The sequence below is a fragment of the Janthinobacterium sp. 67 genome (genome assembly GCF_002797895.1).
Lineage (GTDB): Bacteria > Pseudomonadota > Gammaproteobacteria > Burkholderiales > Burkholderiaceae_D > Janthinobacterium.
The window spans coordinates 1,545,766-1,569,804 of the sequence record NZ_PGES01000001.1; the positions used below are offsets into that span (position 1 = coordinate 1,545,766).

22 protein-coding genes and 1 riboswitch are annotated in these 24,039 nt (G+C 63.5%); of the genes, 12 read left to right on the forward strand and 10 right to left on the reverse strand.

Annotation, left to right across the window (positions count from 1 at the left end; genetic code table 11):
- The first annotated feature begins 28 nt into the window (after positions 1-28).
- Positions 29-115, forward strand: a riboswitch (cyclic di-GMP riboswitch).
- 86 nt (positions 116-201) lie between these two features.
- From CLU90_RS06965 to CLU90_RS06985, 5 genes are all read left to right on the forward strand, one after another.
- On the forward strand, positions 202-2,820 hold the full coding sequence (locus tag CLU90_RS06965) for a S53 family peptidase (protein ID WP_100429392.1): 2,619 nt from the start codon (positions 202-204) through the stop codon (positions 2,818-2,820).
- 143 nt (positions 2,821-2,963) lie between these two features.
- Positions 2,964-3,401, forward strand: coding sequence for an antitoxin Xre/MbcA/ParS toxin-binding domain-containing protein (locus CLU90_RS06970; protein WP_092709383.1), 438 nt, complete (start codon positions 2,964-2,966; stop codon positions 3,399-3,401).
- Entirely contained in the window at positions 3,398-4,111 is a 714-nt protein-coding gene (locus tag CLU90_RS06975) for an RES family NAD+ phosphorylase (protein WP_100427505.1), read from the forward strand. The genes CLU90_RS06970 and CLU90_RS06975 overlap by 4 nt, the downstream gene beginning before the upstream one ends.
- A 43-nt stretch (positions 4,112-4,154) precedes the next feature.
- On the forward strand, positions 4,155-4,475 hold the full coding sequence (locus tag CLU90_RS06980; protein ID WP_100427506.1) for a DUF2288 domain-containing protein: 321 nt from the start codon (positions 4,155-4,157) through the stop codon (positions 4,473-4,475).
- 141 nt (positions 4,476-4,616) lie between these two features.
- Positions 4,617-4,889 carry a type II toxin-antitoxin system Phd/YefM family antitoxin gene (locus CLU90_RS06985; RefSeq protein ID WP_100427507.1) on the forward strand — a complete coding sequence of 91 codons (273 nt, stop codon included), beginning with the start codon at positions 4,617-4,619 and terminating at the stop codon, positions 4,887-4,889.
- Positions 4,890-4,986: 97 nt separating this feature from the next.
- On the opposite strand, the gene CLU90_RS06990 is transcribed toward CLU90_RS06985, so the two are convergent.
- The 4 genes from CLU90_RS06990 to CLU90_RS07005 form a co-directional block, all read right to left on the reverse strand.
- Entirely contained in the window at positions 4,987-5,709 is a 723-nt protein-coding gene (locus CLU90_RS06990; RefSeq protein ID WP_092709395.1) for an ABC transporter ATP-binding protein, read from the reverse strand.
- Between the two features lie 10 nt (positions 5,710-5,719).
- Positions 5,720-7,663, reverse strand: a complete 1,944-nt coding sequence (locus CLU90_RS06995) for a branched-chain amino acid ABC transporter ATP-binding protein/permease (protein WP_100427508.1) — start codon at positions 7,661-7,663, stop codon at positions 5,720-5,722.
- Positions 7,664-7,670: 7 nt separating this feature from the next.
- Complete coding sequence (locus CLU90_RS07000) at positions 7,671-8,561, reverse strand: branched-chain amino acid ABC transporter permease (protein WP_010398938.1); 891 nt, start codon at positions 8,559-8,561, stop codon at positions 7,671-7,673.
- A gap of 85 nt (positions 8,562-8,646) precedes the next feature.
- Complete coding sequence (locus tag CLU90_RS07005) at positions 8,647-9,804, reverse strand: ABC transporter substrate-binding protein (protein WP_046682990.1); 1,158 nt, start codon at positions 9,802-9,804, stop codon at positions 8,647-8,649.
- 378 nt (positions 9,805-10,182) lie between these two features.
- Here CLU90_RS07005 and CLU90_RS07010 point away from each other — a divergent pair, with 378 nt between their 5' ends.
- Together CLU90_RS07010 and CLU90_RS07015 are read left to right on the forward strand one after the other, a co-directional pair.
- On the forward strand, positions 10,183-11,091 hold the full coding sequence (locus CLU90_RS07010) for a hypothetical protein (protein WP_100427509.1): 909 nt from the start codon (positions 10,183-10,185) through the stop codon (positions 11,089-11,091).
- Between the two features lie 24 nt (positions 11,092-11,115).
- Entirely contained in the window at positions 11,116-11,529 is a 414-nt protein-coding gene (locus tag CLU90_RS07015) for a hypothetical protein (RefSeq protein ID WP_100427510.1), read from the forward strand.
- 21 nt (positions 11,530-11,550) lie between these two features.
- Here CLU90_RS07015 and CLU90_RS07020 read toward each other — a convergent pair whose 3' ends face one another.
- A complete protein-coding gene (locus CLU90_RS07020) occupies positions 11,551-14,055 on the reverse strand; it encodes a heparinase II/III domain-containing protein (RefSeq protein WP_198511164.1) in 2,505 nt (834 codons plus the stop codon).
- 282 nt (positions 14,056-14,337) lie between these two features.
- Between CLU90_RS07020 and CLU90_RS29655 the strand changes: the two genes are divergently transcribed.
- Complete coding sequence (locus CLU90_RS29655; protein WP_198511165.1) at positions 14,338-14,748, forward strand: hypothetical protein; 411 nt, start codon at positions 14,338-14,340, stop codon at positions 14,746-14,748.
- A gap of 114 nt (positions 14,749-14,862) precedes the next feature.
- Here the strand turns inward: CLU90_RS29655 and CLU90_RS07025 are convergent, their stop codons facing one another.
- Positions 14,863-15,351, reverse strand: coding sequence for a tetratricopeptide repeat protein (locus CLU90_RS07025; RefSeq protein WP_100427512.1), 489 nt, complete (start codon positions 15,349-15,351; stop codon positions 14,863-14,865).
- Positions 15,348-17,369: a bifunctional 2',3'-cyclic-nucleotide 2'-phosphodiesterase/3'-nucleotidase gene (locus tag CLU90_RS07030; protein ID WP_100427513.1), complete on the reverse strand. Its 2,022-nt coding sequence runs from the start codon at positions 17,367-17,369 to the stop codon at positions 15,348-15,350. The genes CLU90_RS07025 and CLU90_RS07030 overlap by 4 nt, the downstream gene beginning before the upstream one ends.
- Positions 17,370-17,460: 91 nt before the next feature.
- On the opposite strand from CLU90_RS07030, the gene CLU90_RS29660 reads away from it, so the two are divergent.
- The 4 genes from CLU90_RS29660 to lysS all read left to right on the forward strand — a co-directional run bounded on the left by CLU90_RS29660 (position 17,461) and on the right by lysS (position 20,922).
- Entirely contained in the window at positions 17,461-17,655 is a 195-nt protein-coding gene (locus CLU90_RS29660) for a hypothetical protein (RefSeq protein ID WP_198511362.1), read from the forward strand.
- A protein-coding gene (prfB, locus tag CLU90_RS07040) for a peptide chain release factor 2 (RefSeq protein ID WP_115057524.1) occupies positions 17,572-18,676 on the forward strand; the annotation gives its coding sequence in 2 pieces (ribosomal slippage) (positions 17,572-17,652 and positions 17,654-18,676; 1,104 coding nt in all). The genes CLU90_RS29660 and prfB overlap by 84 nt, the downstream gene beginning before the upstream one ends.
- A gap of 2 nt (positions 18,677-18,678) precedes the next feature.
- Positions 18,679-19,374 (forward strand): HAD family hydrolase, encoded by a 696-nt coding sequence (locus CLU90_RS07045; RefSeq protein WP_100427514.1) that lies wholly within the window; start codon positions 18,679-18,681, stop codon positions 19,372-19,374.
- Positions 19,375-19,392: 18 nt separating this feature from the next.
- Positions 19,393-20,922, forward strand: a complete 1,530-nt coding sequence (lysS, locus tag CLU90_RS07050) for a lysine--tRNA ligase (protein ID WP_100427515.1) — start codon at positions 19,393-19,395, stop codon at positions 20,920-20,922.
- A gap of 72 nt (positions 20,923-20,994) precedes the next feature.
- On the opposite strand, the gene CLU90_RS07055 is transcribed toward lysS, so the two are convergent.
- From CLU90_RS07055 to CLU90_RS07065, 3 genes are read right to left on the reverse strand one after another with little or no spacing between them, the layout of a single operon-like run.
- Positions 20,995-21,996, reverse strand: a complete 1,002-nt coding sequence (locus CLU90_RS07055; RefSeq protein ID WP_100427516.1) for a Gfo/Idh/MocA family protein — start codon at positions 21,994-21,996, stop codon at positions 20,995-20,997.
- A 12-nt stretch (positions 21,997-22,008) separates the two neighbouring features.
- Positions 22,009-23,007 carry a porin gene (locus CLU90_RS07060; RefSeq protein WP_232731104.1) on the reverse strand — a complete coding sequence of 333 codons (999 nt, stop codon included), beginning with the start codon at positions 23,005-23,007 and terminating at the stop codon, positions 22,009-22,011.
- Between the two features lie 57 nt (positions 23,008-23,064).
- On the reverse strand, positions 23,065-24,024 hold the full coding sequence (locus CLU90_RS07065) for a 2-hydroxyacid dehydrogenase (protein WP_100427518.1): 960 nt from the start codon (positions 24,022-24,024) through the stop codon (positions 23,065-23,067).
- Positions 24,025-24,039 lie beyond the last annotated feature (15 nt).

Here is a 24,039-nt window from a genome sequence, read left to right on the forward strand (position 1 = left end):
GCATCAGGAAGTTCCGATGATGCATGATCAGTTTTGAGGGCAAACCCGTCGAAAGGCGGGGACGCAAAGCCACCGGCCTACCGCGCGCAAGCGCCACGGCAGCGGGGCTGCCAATGTGCAGGATCGGGACCGCCGGCGCGCGGGACCGAACCTGGATGCATTGTCGAGATGTGGCCCTCGCCCAACTCGGAGAGTTTCGCCATGAAAAAATTCATTCCCCCGCATCCCCGTCATGGGCGCCTGCTGCTGGGCGCCTCCGCCGCCCTCCTGCTGGCCGCTTGCGGTCCCGGCCAGGAAACTTCGGCGCCGCCCGCCGCCATCGCCACGGCCGCGACACAGTTCGGTGTCGAGGTGCCCGTCATCCCCGCCGCCGTTGGGGCGCTGGTGGCGCAACCGATGTTCCATGCGGCCCCCACCCTGCTCGATGCGCCTGACGGGCGCGACAACGCCAACAGCAGCGGCTCGGCCCATTGGCGCCCGCACATGCAGCGCGTGCCCCGTGCCATGGCGAACATGGCCACGCGGCGCCTGACGGCGCAGAGAATCGCCGCGGCGGAACAGGCGGCACAAGACCTCTCGCCGCTGCTTGATGGCGGCGCGAGCGACAGCGCCGCGCCCATGGCCGGCAGCAGCGTGGTCGCCACCTACTCTCCCGCGCAAATCCGCGCCGCCTACGACCTGCCGGCCCTGCCGGCGGCGGGCACGGCGCTGACGGCGGCCCAGGCGGCACAGCTGGGCGCAGGACAGACGATCTACATCGTCGACGCCATGCACAACCCGAACGCGGCCGCCGAACTGGCCATCTTCAACCAGAAATTCGGCTTGCCCGGCTGCACCACCAAGGCCATCGCCACGAATGCCGCCCTGCCCTTGCCGCCGGCACCGGCCAGCGGTTGCGAATTTTCCGTCGTGTACAACACGCCATCGAGCACGATGACGGCCACCGCGCCCGCCTATAACTCGGGCTGGGCCATGGAAATCGCGCTCGACGTGCAATGGGCGCATGCCACGGCCCCGCTGGCGCGCATCGTGCTGATCGAGGCGCCCGACGCTTCCATCAACAGCCTGCTGGGCGCCGTGCGCCTGGCCAACCTGATGGGCCCTGGCGTCGTCTCGATGAGTTTTGGCGCCGCCGAAGGCAGCTGGACGGCTTCCGTCGACAGCGCCTTCACGGGCAAGAACATGAGTTACCTGGCCGCCACGGGCGACTCGGGCAGCGGCGTGTCCTGGCCCTCCGTGTCGCCCAACGTGCTGGCCGTGGGCGGCACCACGCTCAGCTACAGCGGCAGCGGCGTGCGCAGCGAAGCGGCCTGGTCCGGCACGGGCGGCGGCATCAGCGCCTACACGGCATTGCCCAGCTACCAGACGGTGAGCGTGCCCGGCCTGACCAACCTGCTGCGGCGCAACGTGGCCGACGTGGCCTTCAATGCCGACCCCGCCACGGGCCAGTACACGGCCGTGATGGCGCAAGGCAGCAGCACCGCCAGCTGGCTCAGCATCGGCGGCACCAGCCTGTCCACGCCGCAATGGGCCGGCCTCGTCGCCATCGCCAACGCCAGCCGCGCGCTGCAGGCCAAGACGGCGCTCGGCTTGCCGCACAGCATGCTGTACGGCCAGATCGCCACCGTGCCCGGCACCTTTGCCAGCAGCTTTGCCGACGTCACGCGGGGCAGCAACGGCACTTGCAGCGTGTGCACGGCCAGGATCGGCTATGACCCGCTGGGCGGCCTGGGCACGCCGAACGTGAAGAGCCTGCTGGCCAGCCTGTCGGGCACGCAGATCGCACCGGCCGCTCCCGTGGTGGCGCCGGCCAGCATCAGCGGCACGGCCGGCAAGCCGCTGTCGTTCACCGTGGCGGCCAGCGCAGCCAATCCTCTCGGCTACACCATGCTGGGCGCGCCGGCCGGCATGAGCATCGCCGCCACGGGCGTGGTCAGCTGGACCGCCCCCGTCGCGGGCACGTATGCCGTGACCATGGTGGCCAGGGACACCGTCAGCGGTCTCAGCGGCCAGGGCGTGTACAGCATCGTCATCGCCCCCGTCGCGCCGCCCGTCGTCGCCGCCGGCGCCATCACGGGCAAGGTTGGCACGGCCCTGGCGTTCAATGTCAGCGTCACGGCCGCCAACCCGGTCAGCTACGCGCTCGCCGGCGCGCCGGCCGGCATGGCCATCAGCAGCGCCGGCCTCGTGAGCTGGGCAGCGCCCGTGGCCGGCACCTATGCCGTCACCGTGACGGCCACGGACAGCAAGACTGGCCTCAGCGGCAAGGGGCTCTACACTGTCGCCGTCGCCGCCCCGCTGCCGCCCGTGGTGACAGTCGCCAGCGTCAGCGGCAAGCCGGGCGTGGCCCTGTCGTTCGCTGCCACGACGGTGGCGCCCAATCCCGTCACCTACAGCCTGTCGGGCGCGCCGTCGGGCATGGCCGTCAATGCCGCCGGCGTCGTCAGCTGGGCCAGCCCCGTGCTGGGCAGCTACAACGTGACCGTCATCGCCAAAGATAGCAAGACGGGCTTGACGGGCCAGGCCGTGGCCGCGGTGAAGATCGCCGCCGCCGGTCCCACGATCACTGCCGCGGCCATGACGGGCGTGGCGGGCAAGACCCTGAGCGGCAGCATCGTGCTGACGGCACCCGGCGCGAACAGTTTGTGGATCTCGATCACCGGCGCGCCGCTGGGCATGCAGTTCTCCATGAGCGGCATGACCATCACGGCCACCTGGCCGCAGCCGGTGGCTGGCAACTATGCGCTGAAGGTCGTGGCACTGGACAATAACGGCTTGACGGCGCAACTGAACCTGCCGGTCACCGTCACGGCACGATAAGCCGACCCGGCCAGCCGGCCAACGGGGCGCACGGGGACGATGTCCTGGTGCGCCCCGTTTTTCATGTGCGCGTCCATTGCAACAAGTCCTGAAAAGGAGTATAAATAGTCCTTAAACAGAGTTCTATTGAAGGACATATCATCATGAATCTCGCTTACGCCTATCCCAAGAGCCGCTTCGAGCCGGCCGTGCTCGTCGACCTGAATGCCAAAGCCGAGCGCGAACGATTGTCGCAGGCGGCCCTGAAGGGGTTTTTCAAGCTGGCCGCCGCCTGGAAACTGCGCGACGACGATGCGCGCGAATTGCTGGGCGGCCTGTCCAGCAGCGCTTATTACGAGTGGAAGAAGCACCCGGACCGCGTGCTGGAAGTGGACCGCATCACGCGTATTTCCTATTTGCTGGGCATTTATAAAGCCCTGCACATCCTGTACGGCGACAAGCTGGCCGACGAATGGGTCGGTTTGCCCAACAAGAATCCGATCTTTGGCGGGCGCACGCCGCTGTCGCAAATGCTGGCCGGCGGCTTGCTGGCCATGCAGACGGTGCGCAAGCTGCTCGATGCGCGCCGCGGGGGACTATGATCGTGCCGACTACGCCGCAAGCACACCTGCCGCCGCTGACCGCGCTGCGCCAGATCGACACCTGCCGCCTGATCCCGTCGCGCTTCGCCGACATGGAAGACTCCGTGCTGGCGCCCTTGGCCGAGGATGACGATCACCTGCGCGAGCTGTTCGAGCTCGATAACGCCACCAACGCCCGCCTGGTGGCGGAGTACGGCGGCGCACCAGGAATTGGCGTGGACGAGCTGGTTTTTGGCGTGCCGCACTTTCGCATCATCAACGCCGCGTACACCTATGCCCGGCCGGAAGGGGCGCGTTTCAACGATGGCGAACGGGGCGCCTGGTATTGCGCCTTCGACATGAAAACGGCGCTGGCCGAGATCATTTTCCACAAGACAGTGGAATACCAGGAAATCGACTATTTCGACGACAGCGTCAGCTACCAGTCGCTGCTGGCCGATTTCTCCGCCAGCTTCCACGACTTGCGCGGCCAGGAGCGCTATGCGGCCTGCCTGGACCCGGCCAGCTACATCGCCTCGCAAGACCTGGCCGCCATCCTGCTCGAAGCCGGTTCGATGGGCATCATCTTTCCCAGCACCCGACTGGCGGGCGGCACCAACCTGGCCTGTTTCCGCCCAGCCCTCGTGGGCAATGTTCGCAAAGGCGCCGCCTATCGGTTAACATGGCAGGGTACGCCGACGCCGCGCGTGGAAGCCCTCCCGGGCAAATAAGCCGCGCGCAACGGCACCGACTCACCGCAACCTGATATTTTGCATGCAAACCAATCCTGAAAAAGACACCGAACTGCGCCTCAAAGTAAACAGCGAAACGGCCCGCCTGGCCTGGAGCGAGCTGGAAAAGCACTTCGCCCAGGGCAATGTCGTCTGGGTCGCCAATGAACTGGACCTCGTCGAAGTGGCCGTGCGCATCTCGCACGACGACAAGGCGACCATCACGCAATGGATGGCCGACGGCAAGGTAGCCAAAGTCTCCGACCAGCAGGCGCTGGACTGGCAGGCAGCCGATAGCTCGCTATGGGCCGTCGTCGTCAGCCCGTTCATTCTGGTGCAGCAGGAAAAGCCGACCAAGCACTGATGCTTAGAGGCTGCGCTCGAATATCAGGCGCAGCGATGCATGCCCGAAAAGCCAAACGAAGAGACTGTGTGACTGGCTAAATCTGGCACTCAATGTAGTCATATGATCCCATCATCGGTCTGCCAATTTATGGAGAGCGGCATGTACTTGAAGACGAACACCAGCGACGTGATCAAACAGGCACTTGAAATGCATGAGCCAGTCGCCATCACGGTAAACGGTAAAATTCAGGCAGCTGTGCCAGACCCTGTTAGTTATCAAAAGACTCGGGATCAACTTGCCATGTTCCGCATCCTTGCGCTCGGCCGAAATCAGATCGAGAAAGGCAAAGTCATTGATCATGATGACGTTGTGGCTCTTCTGGAAGCGGACGACAACAAGAGCAATACGCCCAGAACGTTTTACAGGACATGAATTACCACCGCCAGCGTCAACATTCTTGATCCACACGGTGGGAGTTTGCAATGCAGAGGATTTGACAATGCGCAGCAAGCGCATTGTCAGGCCATCATCAATGCCCTCCCCCCAGATACGCCGCGATCACCTTCGGATCGGTTTTCAGGCTTTCCGCCGGGCCGTGCACGGAGATGCTGCCGTTTTCCAGCACGTAGCCGTAATCGGCCACGTTCAGGGCGGCGGCGGCGAATTGTTCGACCAGCAGCATGGTCACGCCTTCGGCCTTCAATCGCGTGATGATGCGGAAGACTTCTTCCACCAAAATCGGCGCCAGGCCCATCGACGGTTCGTCCAGCAGTATCACTTCGGGGTTCAGCATCACGGCGCGGGCCATGGCCAGCATCTGCTGCTCGCCGCCGGACAAGGTGCCGGCCAGCTGGTCGCGCCGCTCCTTCAGGCGGGGGAACAGTTCCAGTGCCTTGTCCAGGTCGCGCTTGATGTCGCCTTTCGGGCGCGCCCGTGTAAAGCGGGGGAAGGCGCCCAGCAGCAGGTTGTCCGTCACCGACATCGAGGCGAACACGCGCCGCCCTTCCGGCGAATGGGCCAGGCCGGCGCGCGCGATCTTGTGCGAATCGAGGCCCGTGACATCCTTGCCGCCCAGGGTGACGGTGCCGGATTTCGGTTTCAGCATGCCGGAAATGGCGCGCATGGTGGTGGTCTTGCCGGCGCCGTTCGAGCCGATCAGGGTCACCAGCTTGCCCTTCGGGACGTCGAGCGAAATGCCGTGCAGGACTTCGACTTTGCCGTAGGCGGCGTGCAGATTTTGAATGCTCAGCATGGTCTTCCTCTCAGTGCGCCGCAGGGCTCAGGGTTTCGGCGCTGCCGCCCAGGTAGGCTTCGATCACTTTCGGGTCGCTCTGGACAAGCGCGGGTGCGCCTTCGGCGATCTTCTGGCCGAAGTCCAGCACCGTCACCACGTCCGACAAGGCCATCACCACGTCCATGTGGTGCTCGATCAGGATGATGGTGATGCCGTGCTCCCGGATCTTGCGGATGATGGCCATCAGCTCCTTGATGTCGGGCGCCGTCAAGCCAGCGGCCGGCTCGTCGAGCAGCAGCAAACGCGGATTGAGGCCCAGTGCGCGGCCGATTTCCAGCAGCCGCTGCTTGCCATACGGCAGATTGCGCGCCTCTTCATTGGCCAGGTCGGCCAGGCCGACGAATTCGAGGATGCTGGCGGCCCGCTCGCGCGCGGCCTTCTCTTCGCGCCTGTAGCGCGGCGTATGCAGCATCACGTCCAGCACGTTCGACTTGAAAGTGTTGTGCAGGCCCACCAGCACGTTCTCGGTGGCCGTCATCTCGCCGAACAGCTGCACGTTTTGGAAGGTGCGCGCCACGCCGCCCAATGCGATCTCGGACGGCGTGCGGCCCGAAATCACGGCGCCGGCAAATTCCACCTTGCCCGCCGTCGGCTTGTAGATCCCCGTGAGCACGTTCATCATCGTGCTCTTGCCCGAACCGTTCGGCCCGATCAAGCCGTGCACGGAACCTTGCGTGACGTTCAAGTCCACCTGGTTCAGCGCCTTCAGGCCGCCGAACTGCATCAGGGCCTGGTCCACGCGCAGCAGGGTCGCGCCCTGCTGGCCACCCTGTGCATGGTCGAACGGCGCCACGCCGTGCGAAGCGACGGCTTGCACGTGGCGCCGGCCCTTGCCGATAAAGCTCATCAAGAAGCCCACGATGCCATCCTGCAGGTAGTACACGACGAACAAGGTCATCAGTCCGAAGATGGTCAAACGCCAGTCGACCATGTTTTCCAGCTTGTAGGAAAACGCGGCCAGGCCGATGGTGGCCACCAGGGGGACGAGCACGCCACGCACGGTGGAGCGCTTTTTCGCCAGCATGAAAGCGGAGCCGATCACGCCCAGCACGGCGGCGGTCACGGCGATCTTGCGGAACAATTCGATGTCCGACAAGAGGCTGGGCAGCATGACGACGATCAGGGCGCCGATCAGCGCGCCCGAACGGGTCTTGCGCCCGCCCATGATGACGGCCAGCAGGAACAAGATCGTCAGCTCGAAATTGTAGGTGTTGGGCGAGATGTATTCTTCCGAATACGCGTACAGGCTGCCGGCCAGGCCCGCGAAACCGGCGCTGATGACGAAGGCGTACACCTTGTAGCGGTACACGGACACGCCCATGCAGTCCGAGGCGATGGGGCTGTCGCGCAAGGCTTCGAACGCGCGGCCCAGGTTCGACTTCAGGATGCGGTGCACCACCACCAGCGAGATCACCAGCAGCGCGGCGACCATGTAGTAGTACTCCACTTCCGTCAGTTTGTGGCCGAACAGGACGGGCTTGTGGATCTTGATGCCCATCGGCCCTTCCGTCAGGAAGCTCATTTCATTGATCAGGATTTGCACGATGGTGCCGAAGGCCAGGGTCACCATGGCCAGGTAGGGGCCCGTCACGCGCAAGGCCGGCAAGGCCAGGATGGCGCCAAACACGGCCGCGCCCAGGATGCTGGCGGGGATGGCCAGCCAGAACGACACGCCCAGCTTGAACACCAGCACGCCCGTGACGTACGAGCCGATGCCGAACAGGCCCGCGTGGCCCAGCGACACCTGCCCCGTGTAGCCGACGACGATATCGAGGCCGAACAGCAGGATGGCGTAGATCAGGATGGTCTCGGCCAGGTGGATGTAATACGGGTTCGGGATGAGGATGGGGAACAGCGCGAGCGCGGCCAGTCCCGCCGCGCTCAGCGCCAGCATGGTGATTTTCTTGTTCATGTGGTCCTCAGACTTTCTTGATCGCGGCTTTGCCGAACAGGCCGGACGGCTTGACGGCCAGCACCAGCAGCAGGAGCAGCAGGCCTGGCACTTCCTTGTAGCCGGTGGAAATGTAGTAGCCGGTGGTCGTCTCGGCGATGCCCAGGATCAGCCCGCCGACGATGGCGCCCACGCCCGACGTCAGGCCGCCGATGATGGCCACGGCAAACGCCTTCAAGCCCAGCGAGGCGCCCATGGTCGCTCCCGTCAGTGTCAGCGGCGCCACCAGCACGCCCGCAAAGGCGGCCGTGGCCGACGACAGCGCGTAGGAAAACGTGATGACCATGCCCGTGTTGATGCCCATCAGGCCGGCCGCGTCGCGGTCGTTGGCCGTCGCCACGACGGCCTTGCCATAGATCGATTTGCGGTTGAACACTTCGACGGCCAGCATGATGGCCAGCGCGCCGACGATGACGGCCACCTGCATCTGCTGCACGTTGGCGCCAAACACCTGGAACGGCGCGGCCGACAGCGGCGACGGGAACATCAGGTCATCCTTGCCCCAGATGTTTTCCGCCACATTCTTGAAAATGATCGCCAGCGCGATGGTCGACATGATCCAGCCGAATTCGGACTTGATCTTGATGGCGGGCCGCACGCCTATCCATTCGACGAACACGCCCTGCAAGGCGCCGAAGACGATGACGATGGGGATCATCAACAGATAACTCATGTACGGGCCGCCGTGGATGGTGCCCACCAGGGAAAGGCCCACGAGCGCGCCCAGCATCAGGGATTCTCCCTGGCCGAAATTGAGGGTGCCGGAAGTGGCAAAGGTCAGCTGGTAGCCGAAGGCGATGACGGCATAGATCATGCCCAGCGCGATGCCGCTGAAGACGAGCTGCAGGAAGATTTCCATGGTATTCCCCGGAAGACGAACGATGAAAAAATGGCCAGTCCTGATTCCTCAAGGCTGGCCACTGCGCGGCGAATGTCTGCCAGGCTTATTTCGCGAGGACGACTTTGCCGTCCTTGACCTCACCGAAGACCGTCAGGTCGGCCGTGATCGCCTCATGGTTGGTTTTGCTGAACGGCTTGTTGTAGGTGGTGACGGCGCCTTCCACCTTTTCATTCAGGTTTTCCAGCGCGGCGCGCACTTTCGGGCCGTCCGTGCCGCCTGCCTGCGTGATGGCCGCGGCCAGCAGGTAGATGGAATCGTAGCCTTGCGCGGCCGAAACGGCCGACGGCATGCGTCCGCCCGATGGCTTGTAGGCGGCCACGTAGGCGTCGATGAAGGCCTTGCGCTTCGGCGTGCTGGCGTCCTGGATGAAGGTTTGCGGCATGCGCGTGCCATTGCCGTTCTTGCCCGCGTTGTCGATGAAGTTACCCATGGCCAGGGTCCAGCTGCCGATCAGCGGCACTTTCCAGCCCAGTTTTTCCATGCCGTTGGCGATCTGCGCCAGTTCCGGGCCGATGCCGTAGGTCAGCACGACTTCCGCGCCCGCCTGCTTGGCTTTCAGCAGCTGGGCCGTCATGTCGACGTCCTTGATGTTGTATTTTTCCACGACGACGGGCTTGATGCCCTTCTTGTCGAGCGCCTTTTCCAGGTCTTCACGGCCCAGCTGGCCATAGTTGGTGGAGTCGGCCAGGATCGCCACTTTCTTGAACTTGCGGTTCTCGATGGCCTCGTGCACGATCATGCCGGACTGGATGGTGTCATTGGCCGCATTGCGGAAGATGTAGTTTTCCGGCTGGTCGGCGAATTGCTTCGTGACGATGGAGCCCGTCGCCACATTGTTCATGACGGGAATTTTTGCTTCCTGGTAGAAGCGCTGCGAGGCCAGGGCCACGCCCGTGTTGATGTAGCCGACGGTGGCGGCGACCTTTTCCTTGTTGATCAGCTCCTGGGCGATCTGCACGCCGCGTTCGTTCTTCGCTTCGTCGTCGCGCTCGATCAGCAGCAGGGAACGGCCCAGCACGCCACCCTTGGCATTGATTTCAGCGACGGCCAGCTTGACGCCGTCGCGCATCGACACGCCCATCGGCGCGGAACCGCCCGTGAACGGACCGGACACGCCGATCTTGATGGGGTCGGCTGCGACGGCCGCCTGCGAGAAACCCAAAACCAAACTTGCCACGAGCAATTTCTGTTTCAAATTCATTGTCATCTCCTCTGATACAACGTTTTTCATGCCACTTATTTTTATAGTCGTACGCTGGATAACCGCCCCATCGATAAATCATTGTAGGTGAGTAAACATGCCCCAGCAACAACTACATATGACGCGTCGCAACATGCGAAAAAGACCAGATTGCCGGCCCGCTGTCAGTTTTTTGTAAGGAAAATATGGCGCAAATTGGAGCACCTTGCACCATCGGGCAACAGTCCTGTGGCAAAACGCGACAGGCAGAAAGGCGAGCTCGGCGATTCATCTGGCCGCTGATCTGGCGCAATACTGCTACTCCTTAGCATGCTAACGTCGGCCATGCCAGCGCGTGCGCGCCGGACCCATCAGTTACTGCTACCGCATGGAGGCCATATGCAGCGCCCACAGAATTCATCCGTTTCCACCCTGCTTCTTTGCGCCACCGCCAGCCTGCTGCTGGGCGGCTGCGCCAGCAACCTGGCGCCCGTGCGCACCTTCGCAGAACAGACGCAAAAGATGTCGGTCCACTTCGAGCCCATGCTGGCGGGCGGCGTCCACAGCTGCATGGACAAGGCCATGCGCAAGCGCCTGATCCTGGCCGAGCGTTTCGATGCGCAAGCGAGCGAACAGGCGGCGCGCGCCGATTGCGCCGCCATCGAGCAGGCCACAGCGTCGATCGCCAGCCTGAACGACCTCCTGCTGCGCTATGCCCGCACCCTGGCGGCGCTGGCCGATGACAAGCTGCCCGTCTACAAGGAAGAGTTTGCAGGACTCGGCGATGCGCTGGGCGGCCTGGCGCAGCCGGGTGGCGGCGCGCCCCTGCTCGATGCGGGCAAGCTGGACAAGGTGATGAAACTGAGCGAACACCTGAGCCGCCTGGCCACGCAGCGCCTGCAGAAATCGGCCTTGCGCGAATTGCTCGACGAGCAGGAAGCCGTCGACATCGTCAGCAATGCGCTCAAGGAGTATGCGCAGCGCAGCTACCGCGCCGGCTTGCAGGATGAATTGCGCGACCTGGACCTGCTGCGCGGCGCCGTCGACAAGGCCGCGCCGCGCGAACCGCTGGCCGCCAACTACATCCGCACGCGACTGCACCTGGAAGGCCGGCAATTGCAGGAAAGGGAAAAGATCGTCGCCGCGTACGTCGCCGCCGTCGACGCGCTGCAGGCGAGCGTGGCCGCGCTGCGCGCCAATCTCGACCGCCTGCAGGCGCCCGCACTGGAACAACAGCTGGCGCAGTTTTCACGCCAGGTCGACACGCTGCAAAAACAGGCTGTTTTCTATGCCCCCGCCCGCTGGTAAGCGGCGCGCACACAGGAGTATCCCATGGCCCAACTGACCGAACTGACGAAAGACCAAAGCTACGCCATCGCCGACAGCCTGGCGCAGGCGTCGAGCCTGGTGCTGGAATTGCGCATCCGCGAACGCGAGACGCTGGCGCCGGACGAGCGCGCGCTGCTGGAACAATATGAAAACCACCTGGACCAGATGGTGTCCCTGTTTCGCGCGTATGGCATCTACCTGACGGCCGAAGGCGCGGAACAGGCGCGCGGCGATATCGAGGGCGCCATCGCCAAGGGCAAGCAGCAGCTCAAGCGCATCGCCGACGTGAAAGCGGCCATCGGTGCGGCGGCCAAACTGGTCGACCTGGGCGCGGCCATCCTGTCGCGCGACCCGTTCGCCATCGGCGAGGCGGCGGCCAGCTTGCGGGCCAAGCCTAAAAAAGACGCTCAGGCTTGACCCGGCCGGCAGGCAAGCGGCTTACTCGATGCTGAGCACGCCCTGGTCTGAACTCAGGTGCGTGCCCGTCCCTTCCTGCGCCTCGACCAGGCTCCTGGCAAAGGCGCTACCCGCCGTTGTCGACGTCAACGCATAATGGGCGCCCGGTTTCAATCCCGTGGCCAGGATGGCGCCGGCGGCCAGCGGCGAAGTCCAGTCCATGCGGGCGGCGGGCGCCACGTCGCGGTTGAACAGCACCTGCAGCTGACTGCCCAGCAACAGCGCCTCGGTGTTGGCCGCTGCCGCCAGGCGCCGCGCATCGGGCGGCTGGGCCGTGCCCGTGGCGCCATCATCGTTGGCGACAAACAGCGCGTGCAGGAAATATTCGGGGGCATTTACGGCGGGCGCGGTAGCCGATGTGACTTCCAGGCGCCAGACGCCCACATCCTCATTGGTGGTTTTTTGCTCGCTCTTTTGGGGTGGATGGTTGAACCACAGGTCGCTGCCATCGGCCTGGCGGCGGCGCACCATGAAGCGGCAATCGCCGCTGCTGGGCATCGACTGGTTCGCCGTGACGGGGCTCATCTGTCTGCATTGTGTGCCATCATGATCGAGTCCGCCAACTTTATGCACGACGGCATTTTCGGGCAGCATGGTTTGCACGATCAACATGCCGCCGCCATTGCGTACCGTGGCGATGCGCCGCTGTCCCGCGCTGTAGCCGAGCTTGTAGCGGCCATCCCCCAGATTGCTGGTACTGGCGGTATTGGCCGCCGTATCGTGCGCCGTATGCAGCAGGAAGGTGGCCGGCAAGCCGCGTTTGCTGCGCACGCTATCGAAGATCACCGTCACCGGCTTGGGCCAGAATGCGGGCTGACGCAGGAACAGCACTTGGCGCACGAAACCATTGTTGCGATCCAGCCGCATTGCCGAATAGGCTTTGCTGGCATTACCACTGGTATAGGTATATTCCGGCGTATTTTCATAACGCACGATGCCATCGAGGGCATTGACGCCACCGGGCTTTATCTCGTCTATCGTCGGATAGTTCTGTTGCAGCGCTTGCATCCACTGTCCGCCATCGCGGCTCAGGCCGCTCGTCCCCGTCATGAGACGCTCCGTCTGATCGTCCGCCGTATCGTAGACCGTGATCGTGTTGTGCGCCACGCTGCGTGTGTAGTAATTCCACCAGTGCACGCTTTCATAGCTATCGTACAAGCCCGTATCGAGCAGCAATGGAGCCTTGTAATACAGCGCAAAACTGTTCTGGTCGGCGTGCTGGTGATTCTGTGCCGCGAACGAGGAGGATTTGAAATCCAGCAAAGTGGCATTCGCATAATCCCACGTGTCGCGCATCACTACCTGGCCCGACACGCGAAAATGGCGCGCCAGGGGCAAGCTTGCTATCGGCACGGCCGCCACTTCCGCCGGCCAGAACAAACGCTCCAGGATCTCGTCGTTCCAGTAAGTACGCTTGCCCACTTGCTCGCGGTAAAAAGACCAGGCCACGCCGTCATCGCCAGCACTGGCCACGCCGCGCGACAATTGTCCGAGCAGTGGATTAGCTACACGCAAATCATAAGTGTCCCCGCTGGCAGGAAAAAGACTGTCGCTACGCAAACCGTAGATATACGGATAGAGCAGCTGCGCCTGCCAATCCGCCTGCAACAGCGGCGTGCCACTTGATTTATCGAGCGCCGTACGCCACAGCAACAAGCGCTCGGGGATGCTCGACACGCCATAGGCAAAGCCCATCTGATGGCCGCCATCGGCCGAAATGGCGGCGCGCGCGGCCATGAAGCCCTTGTCGAAATGCGCATACGCCGTGTCGATCATCGGCACGACTTCGGGATACTCTTCCGCGATGGCCAGCAATCCCACCGCCATGTTTGTCACGGCACTAAAGGCGTGGCCACTGACATAGTATTGGGCTACTGAGGGTCCATCAGTGCGGTTCCAGTGTTCATATATGGGTTTCTGCTCGCAATCGAAGACTGTACTCGTGTCGCGCAAGTGCTGCTTGCTGCCACACATGGATGCCACGAGATGGTCGCCCGCAACTGCCGTATTTTCAGCAGCAATCGTGTCCTTGATCCTCTGCGCCAGGGCGGACCGGTAAGATCCGGTACCCATTGCGGCAGGCACATTCTCACTGCCCATCAGATCAAACAGCCAGTCATAGACGAGGCCCATGGCGGCCACCCTGCCGCCCATCGACCATTCATTGCCAGCGGGAAGCGGGCTCGCCAGCAACATGTCGACATACGTCAGCAGGCCCTGCTTGTATTTGTCCTGTTCCGTCAGCAGCCATGCCATGGACAGCAACTGCGCGCTTTCATAAATCGTTCCACGATGTCCGGTCTCCACCTTGCATGGTTTAGGGTAGTCGGACGACGTCGGTGCGATCGTGGCACAGCTGCGGATGTCCGCCAGGCGCATGTCGGCGGCATTACGGTAATCGGTCCAGGACTTTCTCAGACCGGTATCGAGCGACGCATATTGCATCAATTCCCGTCCCTGGCCGTCGCGCAAGATGAAATTACTCATGACTTCATTGCGCCGCGCACCGACATCGAATATCTGTTCGTTCGCAGTCCAGTCGGTGAACGGAGCGTCGGCATTCCCCCAAAATGCAGGCACCGATAGGCCATTGACCTTGATATTGATCGCATGCAGCTGGGTGTCCCACGCCACCCTGAGCTCGGTCCACGCGTCCGCCTTAAGATAAACGACGGTCGACGACATCGTTGTCGTGGTCGACGGAGATGTCGGCTTGCCGATAAACATAATTTGCAGACCGATCGTCCCGGGAGTGTCCCAGGCATCCACATGACGGACGAGGATGGTGTTATTCGTGCCGCGGTACTGTCCAAAAATGGCTTGATCCCCGCCATCCTGGCTATCCTTGTGCTTTGCCAGCAAACTGAATTGTATGCTGCCTTTGACTGCAGGAAATTTAGCGGATGGATAGTATGGCAATTGGCGTTTCAGGCCGTCAATTCCCGCCTGCGTCAGGAACAACCTGGGATGCCCGGATTTGAGCGGCGCCGGCAGTTGCGCCATGGCCGACGATGCCATCACCACCAGCAGCAGACCCAAGCCCGCATGCCGCCATTTCTTTGCCAGTGCCCTCCGGCTCACGAGGGGGCAAGATTGCCTTGCCTTTGCCTGGAATGCCATGCACTTCCTCTATTCAATATGCAGAATTATCAAAAAAATATCTACGGCATAATGCCATGAATATTTCTTGATTGATAATAAATTTACAATGAAGAGAAATAAAATATAAGGAAGGACGCTATTTAAGAAAATTAATATTTCTTGAGAAAAATAAGCAATTCCCCAGCCGCATCATCACGGCTCGCCAGCCCGGTGCCCCATCGCATGCGTGGCCATCTTCAGGTACAGGAAGGACTGCTCCTCGCTATGCGCATAGCCCATCTGCCCTTCGGCCAGGGCGACGGATTTCTGCTGCAGCGCTTCCGGGTAGTCCAGGTCGCAGGCGGCGTCGAGCCAGTAACGCGCCCTGGCCTCGTCGCTTTCGAGCAGCATGTTCGCCGCGATGAACATGGCGGGCGCCACGCCCCGTTGTGCGGCCAGTTCCAGCCAGCGCAGCGCGGCGGCGCCGTCCTGCGGGCCGCCCGTGCCGTTCTTGTGCATCAGGCCCAGGTAATATGCGGCAGGACCGCTGCCCTGCCCCGCCGCCTGTTCGAACAGGGCGCGCGCCTGCGGCTGGGTCGATTCACCCGCGCGCATCAGCACCTTGGCCCGGGCCGTGACATCGGGCGCGGCCACAACGGGCGACGCCAGCGCGGCGGCCAGCAGCAAGTTTGCCAGCATCATTTCGACAAATCGAGCTGGTACAGCGCGAAGCCCTTGCCCGCGCCATCATCGGGCTTGAGCTGCGTGACGTTGTCGATGCCGGCCGCCTTGGCCAGGTCGATCACGCCCGGCGCCGAGTGGAAGACCACGGGGCCTTTGGTGACGGCCTTGGCGAAGCGCCAGCTGCGTGCCGAGCCGTTTTTCGCGCGCGTCAGGTTTTTCTCTTGCGTGACGTAGGCGATCAGCAGTTCGCGGTTGTTGTCGGGCGAGGCCACCACCGTCTTGCTGCCGTCCAGGCCAGGGAAATTGCCGCCGCCGCTGGCGCGGTAGTTATTGGTTGCGATCAAAAACTCCTGGCTGGCGTCCACCGGCTTGCCCTTGTACGTGAGCGCCTGGATGCGCTGACCGGGCTGTTGCGTGACGTCGATCTGGTAACGCACGTCGGCGCTCGTGATGGCGTCGAAGTTGTAGCTCGGGTGGGCCGTGTTGACCAGTTCCTGCGCTTCCAGCCGGTTCGGGTCGATGGTATTGAAACGCTGCGCCGACTGTTCCAGCCAGGCCTTCAGGTCCGCACCGTTCATCTTCACGCCATACAGCGCGTTCGGATACAGATACAGATCGGCCGCATTATTCAACGCCACATTGCCCGCCTTGACGTCCGTGTAGTCGGACACGCCGGCCGAGCCGCTCTTGAACGGCGACGACATCGACAGCACGGGCAGATGCGCGTACTGCGGCAAGTTCGCCTTCACGTAGGCGGCAAGATAACTCGATTGCGCCTGGTTCACCACTTCGATGGCGCTCACGTCGCCCACGTCGGCGAAATACGTCGACATGCGGAAATCCGTGGCACCAACCGGCGTCTGCACGTAGGCAATCGTCGCCGCGTGCTCCTCGGCCACCAGTTTGGCGATGGCAGGATCGGGCTGGACGTAACTCTTGTCCGCGTTCTGGATGCCGCGCGCTTCCACCGTCGTGGCGCTCTTGTCGACGACCCACTGCTTGCCGTCGTGGCGCAGATGCAGGCCGATCACGCCCAGGTGCTTGCCCCACAAATTGGCCATCACGGTCGGCACGCCGTTCACCAGCCCTTTGACCTTGTCGACGCCGGGCAAATTAAACTGCGGCACCGTGCTGGCCGCGTTCGGGAACAGCTGGTGCGAGTGGCCGATCAGCATGGCGTCCACGCCCGGCACTTGCGACAGGTAGTAATTACCGTTTTCCATGGTCGGCGAATACGGGCTGTCATCGAGACCGCCGTGCGAAATGGCCACCACCAGTTCGGCGCCCTTGGCGCGCATCTCGGGGATGAATTTTTCCGCCGTCTCGCGCACGCCCTGCGTGTAGACGCGCCCTTCCAGCCAGCGCTTGTCCCAGGCCATGATGGTAGGCGGCGCAAAGCTGATGATGCCCACCTTCACGCTGCTCGTCACGGGCTTGCCATCGGGACCGGTGGCCGTGATCTGCTTGTCGATGATGTGATATGGCGCAAACAGGGGTTTACCCGTCCTGACGCTGTAGACGTTGGCCAGCACTTGCGGGAACGCGGGGCCGGCGCAGCGCGGTTTGCCGGCGTCGACGCTGTCGACGTCAAACTGGTTGCCCGTCACCTGGCTCAGGAACGCCAGGCCGTAGTTGAATTCGTGGTTGCCGATGCCGCTGCCGTCCACTTTCAGCAAATTCATCGCCTTGTAGATGGCCAGGGTCTGGTCGCAGGCCAGCGGTTTTACCAATGCCTGGTAGTCGGCCAGCGCCGTGCCCTGGATAGTGTCGCCGTTGTCGAGCAACAGATTGTTCGGGAATTGCGCACGTGCCTGGGCGATCAGGGCCGCCGTGCGTTCCAGGCCGATCGACGGCTCCGCCTGCAGCTTGTAGTAATCATAACTGAGCACATTCGCGTGCAAGTCCGTCGTCTCGAGCAGGGCCAGGGTGGCGCTGCTGCCAGCCGGCGGCTGGACCGGTCCGGTGGCGGCGGATGGCAAGGCGCCGCAGCCGGCCAGCAGCAGCGGCAACAGGGCGAGACGGGGAGATTGAAGCATGATGTATTCCTGTGGAAAGACAATATCGCCAGCATCATACGCAGCACGCCAGCCCCTATCAAGGCATAAATATTGTCGCAAATACAGCAAAATGACGATTTTATTGCCCCGGACGCCATCGATTCGGCGCCGTCGGCATCAGAAACGCGCCGCGCTCGCGTATAATTCAGGGTTTGATTTCACCATAGAAGACCAGAACATTATGGAAGCCGAACGCATCAATATCATCTCCGCCCTGCTCAACGACCTGACGGTCCGCGAAGCCGAACTTCGGAGGTATCTTTGACTTCACTGTCAAGTCGGAGAAACTAGAGCAAGTCAACGAAGAACTGGAAGATCCTACCGTCTGGAACGATCCCAAGCGCGCCCAGGACCTCGGTAAAGAGAAGAAGGCGCTGGAAGCCATCGTCTTCACCCTGGCCAAGGCCGATGCCGACCTGCGCGACACCCGCGACCTGTTCGACATGGCCCGCGAAGAAGGCGACGACGACACGCTCGAAGCGATCGAGCAGGACGTGCAGGAAATCCGCAAGGTCATCGAAAGCATGGAATTCCGCCGGATGTTCAACAATCCGATGGACCCGAACAACTGCTTCATCGACATCCAGGCCGGCGCCGGCGGTACGGAAGCCCAGGACTGGGCGTCGATGCTGCTGCGCCAGTACCTGCGCTATTGCGAACGCAAGGGCTTCAAGGTCGAGATCCTCGAGCAGTCCGACGGCGAGGTCGCCGGCATCAAGACGGCCACCCTGAAGGTCGAGGGCGATCACGCCTACGGCTTCCTGCGCACGGAAACGGGCGTGCACCGCCTCGTGCGCAAGTCGCCATTCGACTCGGCCAACGGCCGCCATACCTCGTTTACGTCGCTGTTCGTGTATCCGGAAGTCGACGATTCGATCGAGATCGACGTCAACCCGGCCGATATCCGCGTCGATACCTACCGCGCGTCGGGCGCCGGTGGTCAGCACATCAATAAAACCGACTCCGCCGTCCGCATGACCCACGCGCCGACCGGCATCGTGGTGCAGTGCCAGAACGACCGTTCGCAGCACCGCAACCGCGCCGAAGCGATGGAAATGCTGAAAGCGAAGCTGTACGAGCATGAACTGCGCAAGCGCATGAGCGAGCAGCAAAAGCTGGAAGACTCGAAGACGGACGTGGGCTGGGGTCACCAGATCCGCTCCTACGTGCTGGACCAGTCCCGCATCAAGGACTTGCGCACCGGTTTCGAGACGGGCAATACCAAGGGCGTGCTCGATGGCGACATCGACGACTTCATCTCCGCCTCGCTCAAGCAAGGCGTATAAGGATGAATGCAGCCGCCCCAGCGCAGCGCGCCTTCCTGTTCGACATGGATGGCACGATCGTCGACAACATGGCCTTCCACACGACATCGTGGCTGGCGTTCTTTGAACGCCACGGCCATGCGCTGGATGCGGACGCCTTTTTCCGCGACACGGCGGGACGCCATGGCCGCGAAATCATCGCCAAGTACCTGGGCGAGGACGCCGACCACGTCACCCTGCTCGCTGAAAAGGAAATCGTCTACCGCGAACTGTATGGCCCGCACCTGGCCACGGTCGCCGGCTTCGACGCCCTGACGGCCAGCGCGCGCCACAACAATGTCGCGCTGGTGGTCGGTTCGGCGGCGCCGACGGAAAACATCGATTTCACGCTCGACGGCCTGGACCTGCGCCAGCGTTTCGACGCCATCGTCGGCGCCTCTGACGTGGAACGGGGCAAGCCGCACCCGGACGTTTTCCTGAAGGGTGCGCAGCTGGCCGGCGCGCTGCCGCACAACTGCATCGTCTTTGAAGACGCGCCCCTGGGCGTGGAAGCGGCGCGCCGCGCCGGCATGCGCGCCGTGGTGCTCACCACCACCCTGCCGGCCGAAGCATTTGCCGCCTTCGACAACGTCATTGCCATCGTGCCGGATTTCTCCGCGCTCGACGTCGACGCACTGTTTGCCAGCGTGGCGCCTGCGCTGGCGCCACATCATCAATAATCACCAACGAAGAACACCATGACTACGGATATCCAAGAACAAGCCGCCGCACCCGATGAAAACAAGATCATCGCCGAGCGCCGCGTCAAGCTGGCAGCACTGCGCGAACAAGGCGTCGCCTTCCCAAACGACTTCCGCCCCGAGCACAAGGCGGCCGACCTGCACGCGCAATACGGCGGCAAGACGCGTGAAGAACTGGAAGAAAACCCCGTACACGTGGTGCTGGCCGGCCGCATGATGCTCAAGCGCGAAGCGGGCAAGAAAGCCGCTTTCGCCACCCTGCAGGACGCTTCCGGCCCGAAGGCCGACGGCCGCATCCAGATCTACGCCACCCTGGACCTCACCGGCGAAGCGGCCATGGCCGCCCTGCACCACTATGACCTGGGCGATATCCTGGGCGTGCAAGGCACCCTGTTCAAGACCAAGACGGACGAACTGACCATCAAGGTCACGCAACTGCGTCTGATCACCAAGTCGCTGCGCCCGTTGCCGGACAAATTCCACGGCCTGGCCGACCAGGAAACGAAGTACCGCCAGCGCTACGTCGACCTGATCATGAACGAAGAGACGCGCCGCACCTTCAAGGCCCGCACCGCCGCCATCTCGTCGATCCGCCGCTTCATGGAAAAGAACGAGTTCATGGAAGTGGAAACACCGATGCTGCACACGATCCCTGGCGGCGCGGCGGCAAAACCGTTCATCACGCACCACAATGCGCTGGACATGCAGATGTTCCTGCGTATCGCGCCCGAGCTATACCTGAAGCGCTTGGTGGTAGGCGGCTTCGATCGCGTGTTCGAGATCAACCGCAACTTCCGCAACGAAGGCGTGTCGATCCGTCACAACCCGGAATTCACGATGATGGAATTCTACGCGGCCTACACCGACTACAAATGGCTGATGGACTTCACGGAAGCCGTCATCCGCCAGGCCGCCATCGACGCGCACGGCACCGCCACCCTGACCTACGGCGGCCGCGAACTGGACCTGGCAAAACCGTTCCACCGCCTGACCATCGTCGAAGCGATCAACAAGTACGCGCCTGGCTACACGCCGGAGCAGCTGAACGATGCGGACTTCATCAAGGAAGAGCTGAAGAAATTCGGCGTCAAGCCGTTCGCCACGGCCGGCCTGGGCGCGCTGCAACTGGCGCTGTTCGAAGAAACGGCTGAAGCGCAGCTGTGGGAACCGACCTACATCATCGACTACCCGGTCGAAGTGTCGCCACTGGCGCGCGCTTCCGACACGGTGGCCGGCATCACCGAACGCTTCGAGCTGTTCATGGTGGGCCGCGAAATCGCCAACGGTTTCTCCGAGTTGAACGATGCGGAAGACCAGTCGGCCCGCTTCCTGGCGCAAGTGGCCGCCAAGGACGCCGGCGATGAAGAGGCGATGTTCTACGACGCCGACTACATCCGTGCGCTGGAATACGGCATGCCGCCAGCCGGCGGCTGCGGCATCGGCATCGACCGCCTGATGATGATCATCACGGATTCGCCGAACATCCGCGACGTCCTGCTGTTCCCTCACCTGCGCCGCGAAGAATAATCACGGGCGCAAGCCAATAAAAAGCCGCCTGATTTTGCGATCAGGCGGCTTTTTTATTTGTGCGGGCGGTCGTCAGCCGGCCAGGGTCACGCGCTGGTGGCTGCGGCTGGCCTGCTGGGCCGCCAGCGCCGTGGCCAGCGCGCGCATGCCGTCGTCACCGGTGGCGGCCGGCTGCCCTTCGCCGCGCATGGCGCGCTGGAAGGCGCGCACCGAGCGCACGTACAGGTTTTCATGCTCGACGGGGATGTCGACCTTGCCGCCGTCGCGCGTCAGGCTGATGGTGCCGACGGGGCGCTGCGTCATCACGCCGGTGGCGAAGATGGTGCCCTTGGTGCCGATGATTTCCACGCCGGACAGCGAATATGGCGCGTTGAACGCATCGTGCACCTGCACCAGGGCGCCGTTGTCGAACTCGATGACGGCCATCAGCCCCTCTTCCAGCCCGGCCACCGTCATGCCGCCGCTGGTGGCGCAGGCCGTGACGTGGCGCGGCTCCGAATCGAGCAGGAAGCGCAGGGTGTCGACGTCGTGCACGAACATGTCGAGCGTGACGCCGCCCGATTCGGGCGCATCGAGGCGCCAGCCGCGCAGGTGCTGCGGCAGGTTGTTCGCGTGCAGCACGCGGCCATACAGGGGCTGGCCGATCTCGCCGGCGCGTATCAGTTCGCGCACCTTGCCGTGGCTGGCCGCGTTGCGCAGGTGGTGGTTAATCCCCAGCACCACGCCCGCTTCGGCACAGCCATCGACCATGCGGCGGGCGTCGTCAAGGTTCAGCGCCAGCGGCTTCTCGCACAGCACGTGCTTGCCGGCGCGCGCCGCCTGCAAGGTCTGCACCATGTGCAGCTCGTTGGTGGTGCTGATATATACGGCGTCCGCGCCCGGATGCGCGAGCGCCGCATCAAGGTCCGTGTAGCTGGCGGAGATGCCGAACTGCCCGGCAAAGGCGGCGCCGCGTGCGGCATCGCGGCTGACCACGGCCAGCACTTCGGCGTCGCCCTGCTGGCCGATCGCATCGACCATCCATTCGCGCGCCACGGTGCTGGCACCGACCAGTATCCATCCGATTTTCTTCATTCGATTTTCCCCTTAAAAAGTGTGGCGCAGGCCAAGGTTCCAGGCCTGGTTGCCGGTGCCGTTGTCGGTGGCGTTGCCCACCAAATAAGCGGCGCCATTGCGGTTGTCGATGTGCGCGTAGGCCGCGTACAAGGTGCTGCGCTTCGACAGCGCGTAGGTGTAGCCGATGCCGATCTGCGTAGCGTCGCCGTTGGCGGCGCGCCGGTCGTCGCGCCGCACGTACGAGAACAGGACACGGTGCGGCCCGACAGGCACGGTGGCGCCCAGCATCAGGTCCGCGCTGTCGACCGTCGTGGCGGCGCCCGCCGTGCTCTTGCTGACGGCAACGGCGCCATGCGCCTTGACGACGCCGAAGTCCCAGGTGGCGCCCAGTACCGTGTTCCTCGCCCTGCCCGTCGCCAGCGCGCTTGATAGCGTATTGGCGTCCTGGTGCGCCATGCGCACGTACAGCGGCCCGCTGGCATAGGTGGCCGCCGCGCCCATGTAGCGTCTGGCCGACGCGTCGCCCGGCACTTCGCCAAAGCCGTACGCCAGTTCGCCGGAAAGGCCGCCACGCACGGGCGAGCTGTAGGTGATGCTGTTGTCGACCCGGCTGATGTAGCCGGCCGTGAAAACGTTGCTCATCCTGCCCGCAAAACCCAGGTAAAACGGGTCCAGCGCCCCCAGGCTGCTGTCGATGAAGGTGTACTGGCGGCCCAGGCGCAGCGTGCCCGCCGCGCCGGCGAGGCCGACGAAGGCCTGGCGTCCGAACAGCAGGCCGCCCTGGGCCGAAGCGCCCGTGTCGGCCAGGATGCCCGCGTCCATTGTGAATATCGCCGTCGTGCCGCCGCCCAGGTCTTCACTGCCCTTGAAACCGAGCCGCGAACCGTTGGCGATGCCGCTCGTCAGCTTGAGCACCCTGCCGCCGGGGCCGCCGTTCTCGGACACCACGCCCAGGTCCGCGATGCCGTACATGGCCACGTTCGACTGCGCGCTACACAGGCCGCCGCAAGCGCCTGCGCCGATGATCATTGCCCTTGCTACCTTGTTCTTCATTTCTTTCCCTGTCTGTTTTTATGGATGCTGCTCTTAGCCGACCAGGTGGCGCGGACGCTCGCCGCGCAGGCCGGCCAGCAGGTTGTCCACGGCCTGCTGCGCCATGGCGTAGCGCGTTTCGTGCGTGGCCGAGCCGATGTGCGGCAGCGCCACCACGTTGGCCATGTGCGGCAGCGGATTGTCCGGCGCCAGCGGTTCGCGCTCGAACACGTCCAGGCCGGCGCCGTGGATGACGCCCTGCCGCAGCGCCTCGATCAGCGCCGCCTCGTCGACGATGCGCCCGCGCGAACCGTTGATGAAGATGGCGCCGGGGCGCATCAGCGCGAATTCGCGCCGGCCCATCATGCGTTCCGTCTGCGCCGTCAGCGGCAGCACCACGCAGACGAAATCGGAGCCCGCCAGCAGCTCGTCGAGCGCCACCTGGCGCGCGCCCAGCGCCGCTTCCACCTCGGGCACCGCTTCGCCGTTCACGTACAGCACCTGCATGCCGAAGCCCAGCGCGGCGCGGCGGGCGACGGCGCGGCCGATGCGGCCCATGCCCAGCATGCCGATGGTCTTGCCGTGCACATTGACGCCGTACTGGCTCTCGCCCACGCTGCGCGTCCAGCGTCCGGCCTTGACGAATTCGGCCAGTTCGACGACTCTCCGCGCGCTGGCGAGGATCAGCGCGAAGATGGTGTCGGCCGTCGTTTCCGTCAGCACGTCCGGCGTATTGGCCAGCAAGATGCCCCGTTCGCGCAGGTAGTCGACGTCGAACTGGTCGACGCCCACGGAAATGGTGGAGATGATGCGCAGGTCCAGGGCCGGGTCCAGCAATTCGCGGTCCAGGCGCACGCTGGCGCCCAGCAGACCGTGCGCGCCGCGGATGGCGGCGGCGAACGCGGCGCGGTTGCCCGCGTCGATCGCTTCGAAGTACGTCACCTCGCATTCGGCGCGCAGGCGCGCCAACAGCGGCTCGGCCAGCTTTTTATAGACAACGACATGTTTTTTCACGAGTATTTCCCCTGT

Bases quoted from the DNA above. Each gene is read 5' to 3' on its own strand.
- CLU90_RS06965 (WP_100429392.1), top strand. From the start codon at position 202: ATGAAAAAATTCATTCCCCCGCATCCCCGTCATGGGCGCCTGCTGCTG.
- CLU90_RS06970 (WP_092709383.1), top strand. From the start codon at position 2,964: ATGAATCTCGCTTACGCCTATCCCAAGAGCCGCTTCGAGCCGGCCGTG.
- CLU90_RS06975 (WP_100427505.1), top strand. From the start codon at position 3,398: ATGATCGTGCCGACTACGCCGCAAGCACACCTGCCGCCGCTGACCGCG.
- CLU90_RS06980 (WP_100427506.1), top strand. From the start codon at position 4,155: ATGCAAACCAATCCTGAAAAAGACACCGAACTGCGCCTCAAAGTAAAC.
- CLU90_RS06985 (WP_100427507.1), top strand. From the start codon at position 4,617: ATGTACTTGAAGACGAACACCAGCGACGTGATCAAACAGGCACTTGAA.
- CLU90_RS06990 (WP_092709395.1), bottom strand. From the start codon at position 5,709: ATGCTGAGCATTCAAAATCTGCACGCCGCCTACGGCAAAGTCGAAGTC.
- CLU90_RS06995 (WP_100427508.1), bottom strand. From the start codon at position 7,663: ATGAACAAGAAAATCACCATGCTGGCGCTGAGCGCGGCGGGACTGGCC.
- CLU90_RS07000 (WP_010398938.1), bottom strand. From the start codon at position 8,561: ATGGAAATCTTCCTGCAGCTCGTCTTCAGCGGCATCGCGCTGGGCATG.
- CLU90_RS07005 (WP_046682990.1), bottom strand. From the start codon at position 9,804: ATGAATTTGAAACAGAAATTGCTCGTGGCAAGTTTGGTTTTGGGTTTC.
- CLU90_RS07010 (WP_100427509.1), top strand. From the start codon at position 10,183: ATGCAGCGCCCACAGAATTCATCCGTTTCCACCCTGCTTCTTTGCGCC.
- CLU90_RS07015 (WP_100427510.1), top strand. From the start codon at position 11,116: ATGGCCCAACTGACCGAACTGACGAAAGACCAAAGCTACGCCATCGCC.
- CLU90_RS07020 (WP_198511164.1), bottom strand. From the start codon at position 14,055: ATGAGTAATTTCATCTTGCGCGACGGCCAGGGACGGGAATTGATGCAA.
- CLU90_RS29655 (WP_198511165.1), top strand. From the start codon at position 14,338: ATGACGGACGAGGATGGTGTTATTCGTGCCGCGGTACTGTCCAAAAAT.
- CLU90_RS07025 (WP_100427512.1), bottom strand. From the start codon at position 15,351: ATGATGCTGGCAAACTTGCTGCTGGCCGCCGCGCTGGCGTCGCCCGTT.
- CLU90_RS07030 (WP_100427513.1), bottom strand. From the start codon at position 17,369: ATGCTTCAATCTCCCCGTCTCGCCCTGTTGCCGCTGCTGCTGGCCGGC.
- CLU90_RS29660 (WP_198511362.1), top strand. From the start codon at position 17,461: ATGACGATTTTATTGCCCCGGACGCCATCGATTCGGCGCCGTCGGCAT.
- CLU90_RS07045 (WP_100427514.1), top strand. From the start codon at position 18,679: ATGAATGCAGCCGCCCCAGCGCAGCGCGCCTTCCTGTTCGACATGGAT.
- lysS (WP_100427515.1), top strand. From the start codon at position 19,393: ATGACTACGGATATCCAAGAACAAGCCGCCGCACCCGATGAAAACAAG.
- CLU90_RS07055 (WP_100427516.1), bottom strand. From the start codon at position 21,996: ATGAAGAAAATCGGATGGATACTGGTCGGTGCCAGCACCGTGGCGCGC.
- CLU90_RS07060 (WP_232731104.1), bottom strand. From the start codon at position 23,007: ATGATCATCGGCGCAGGCGCTTGCGGCGGCCTGTGTAGCGCGCAGTCG.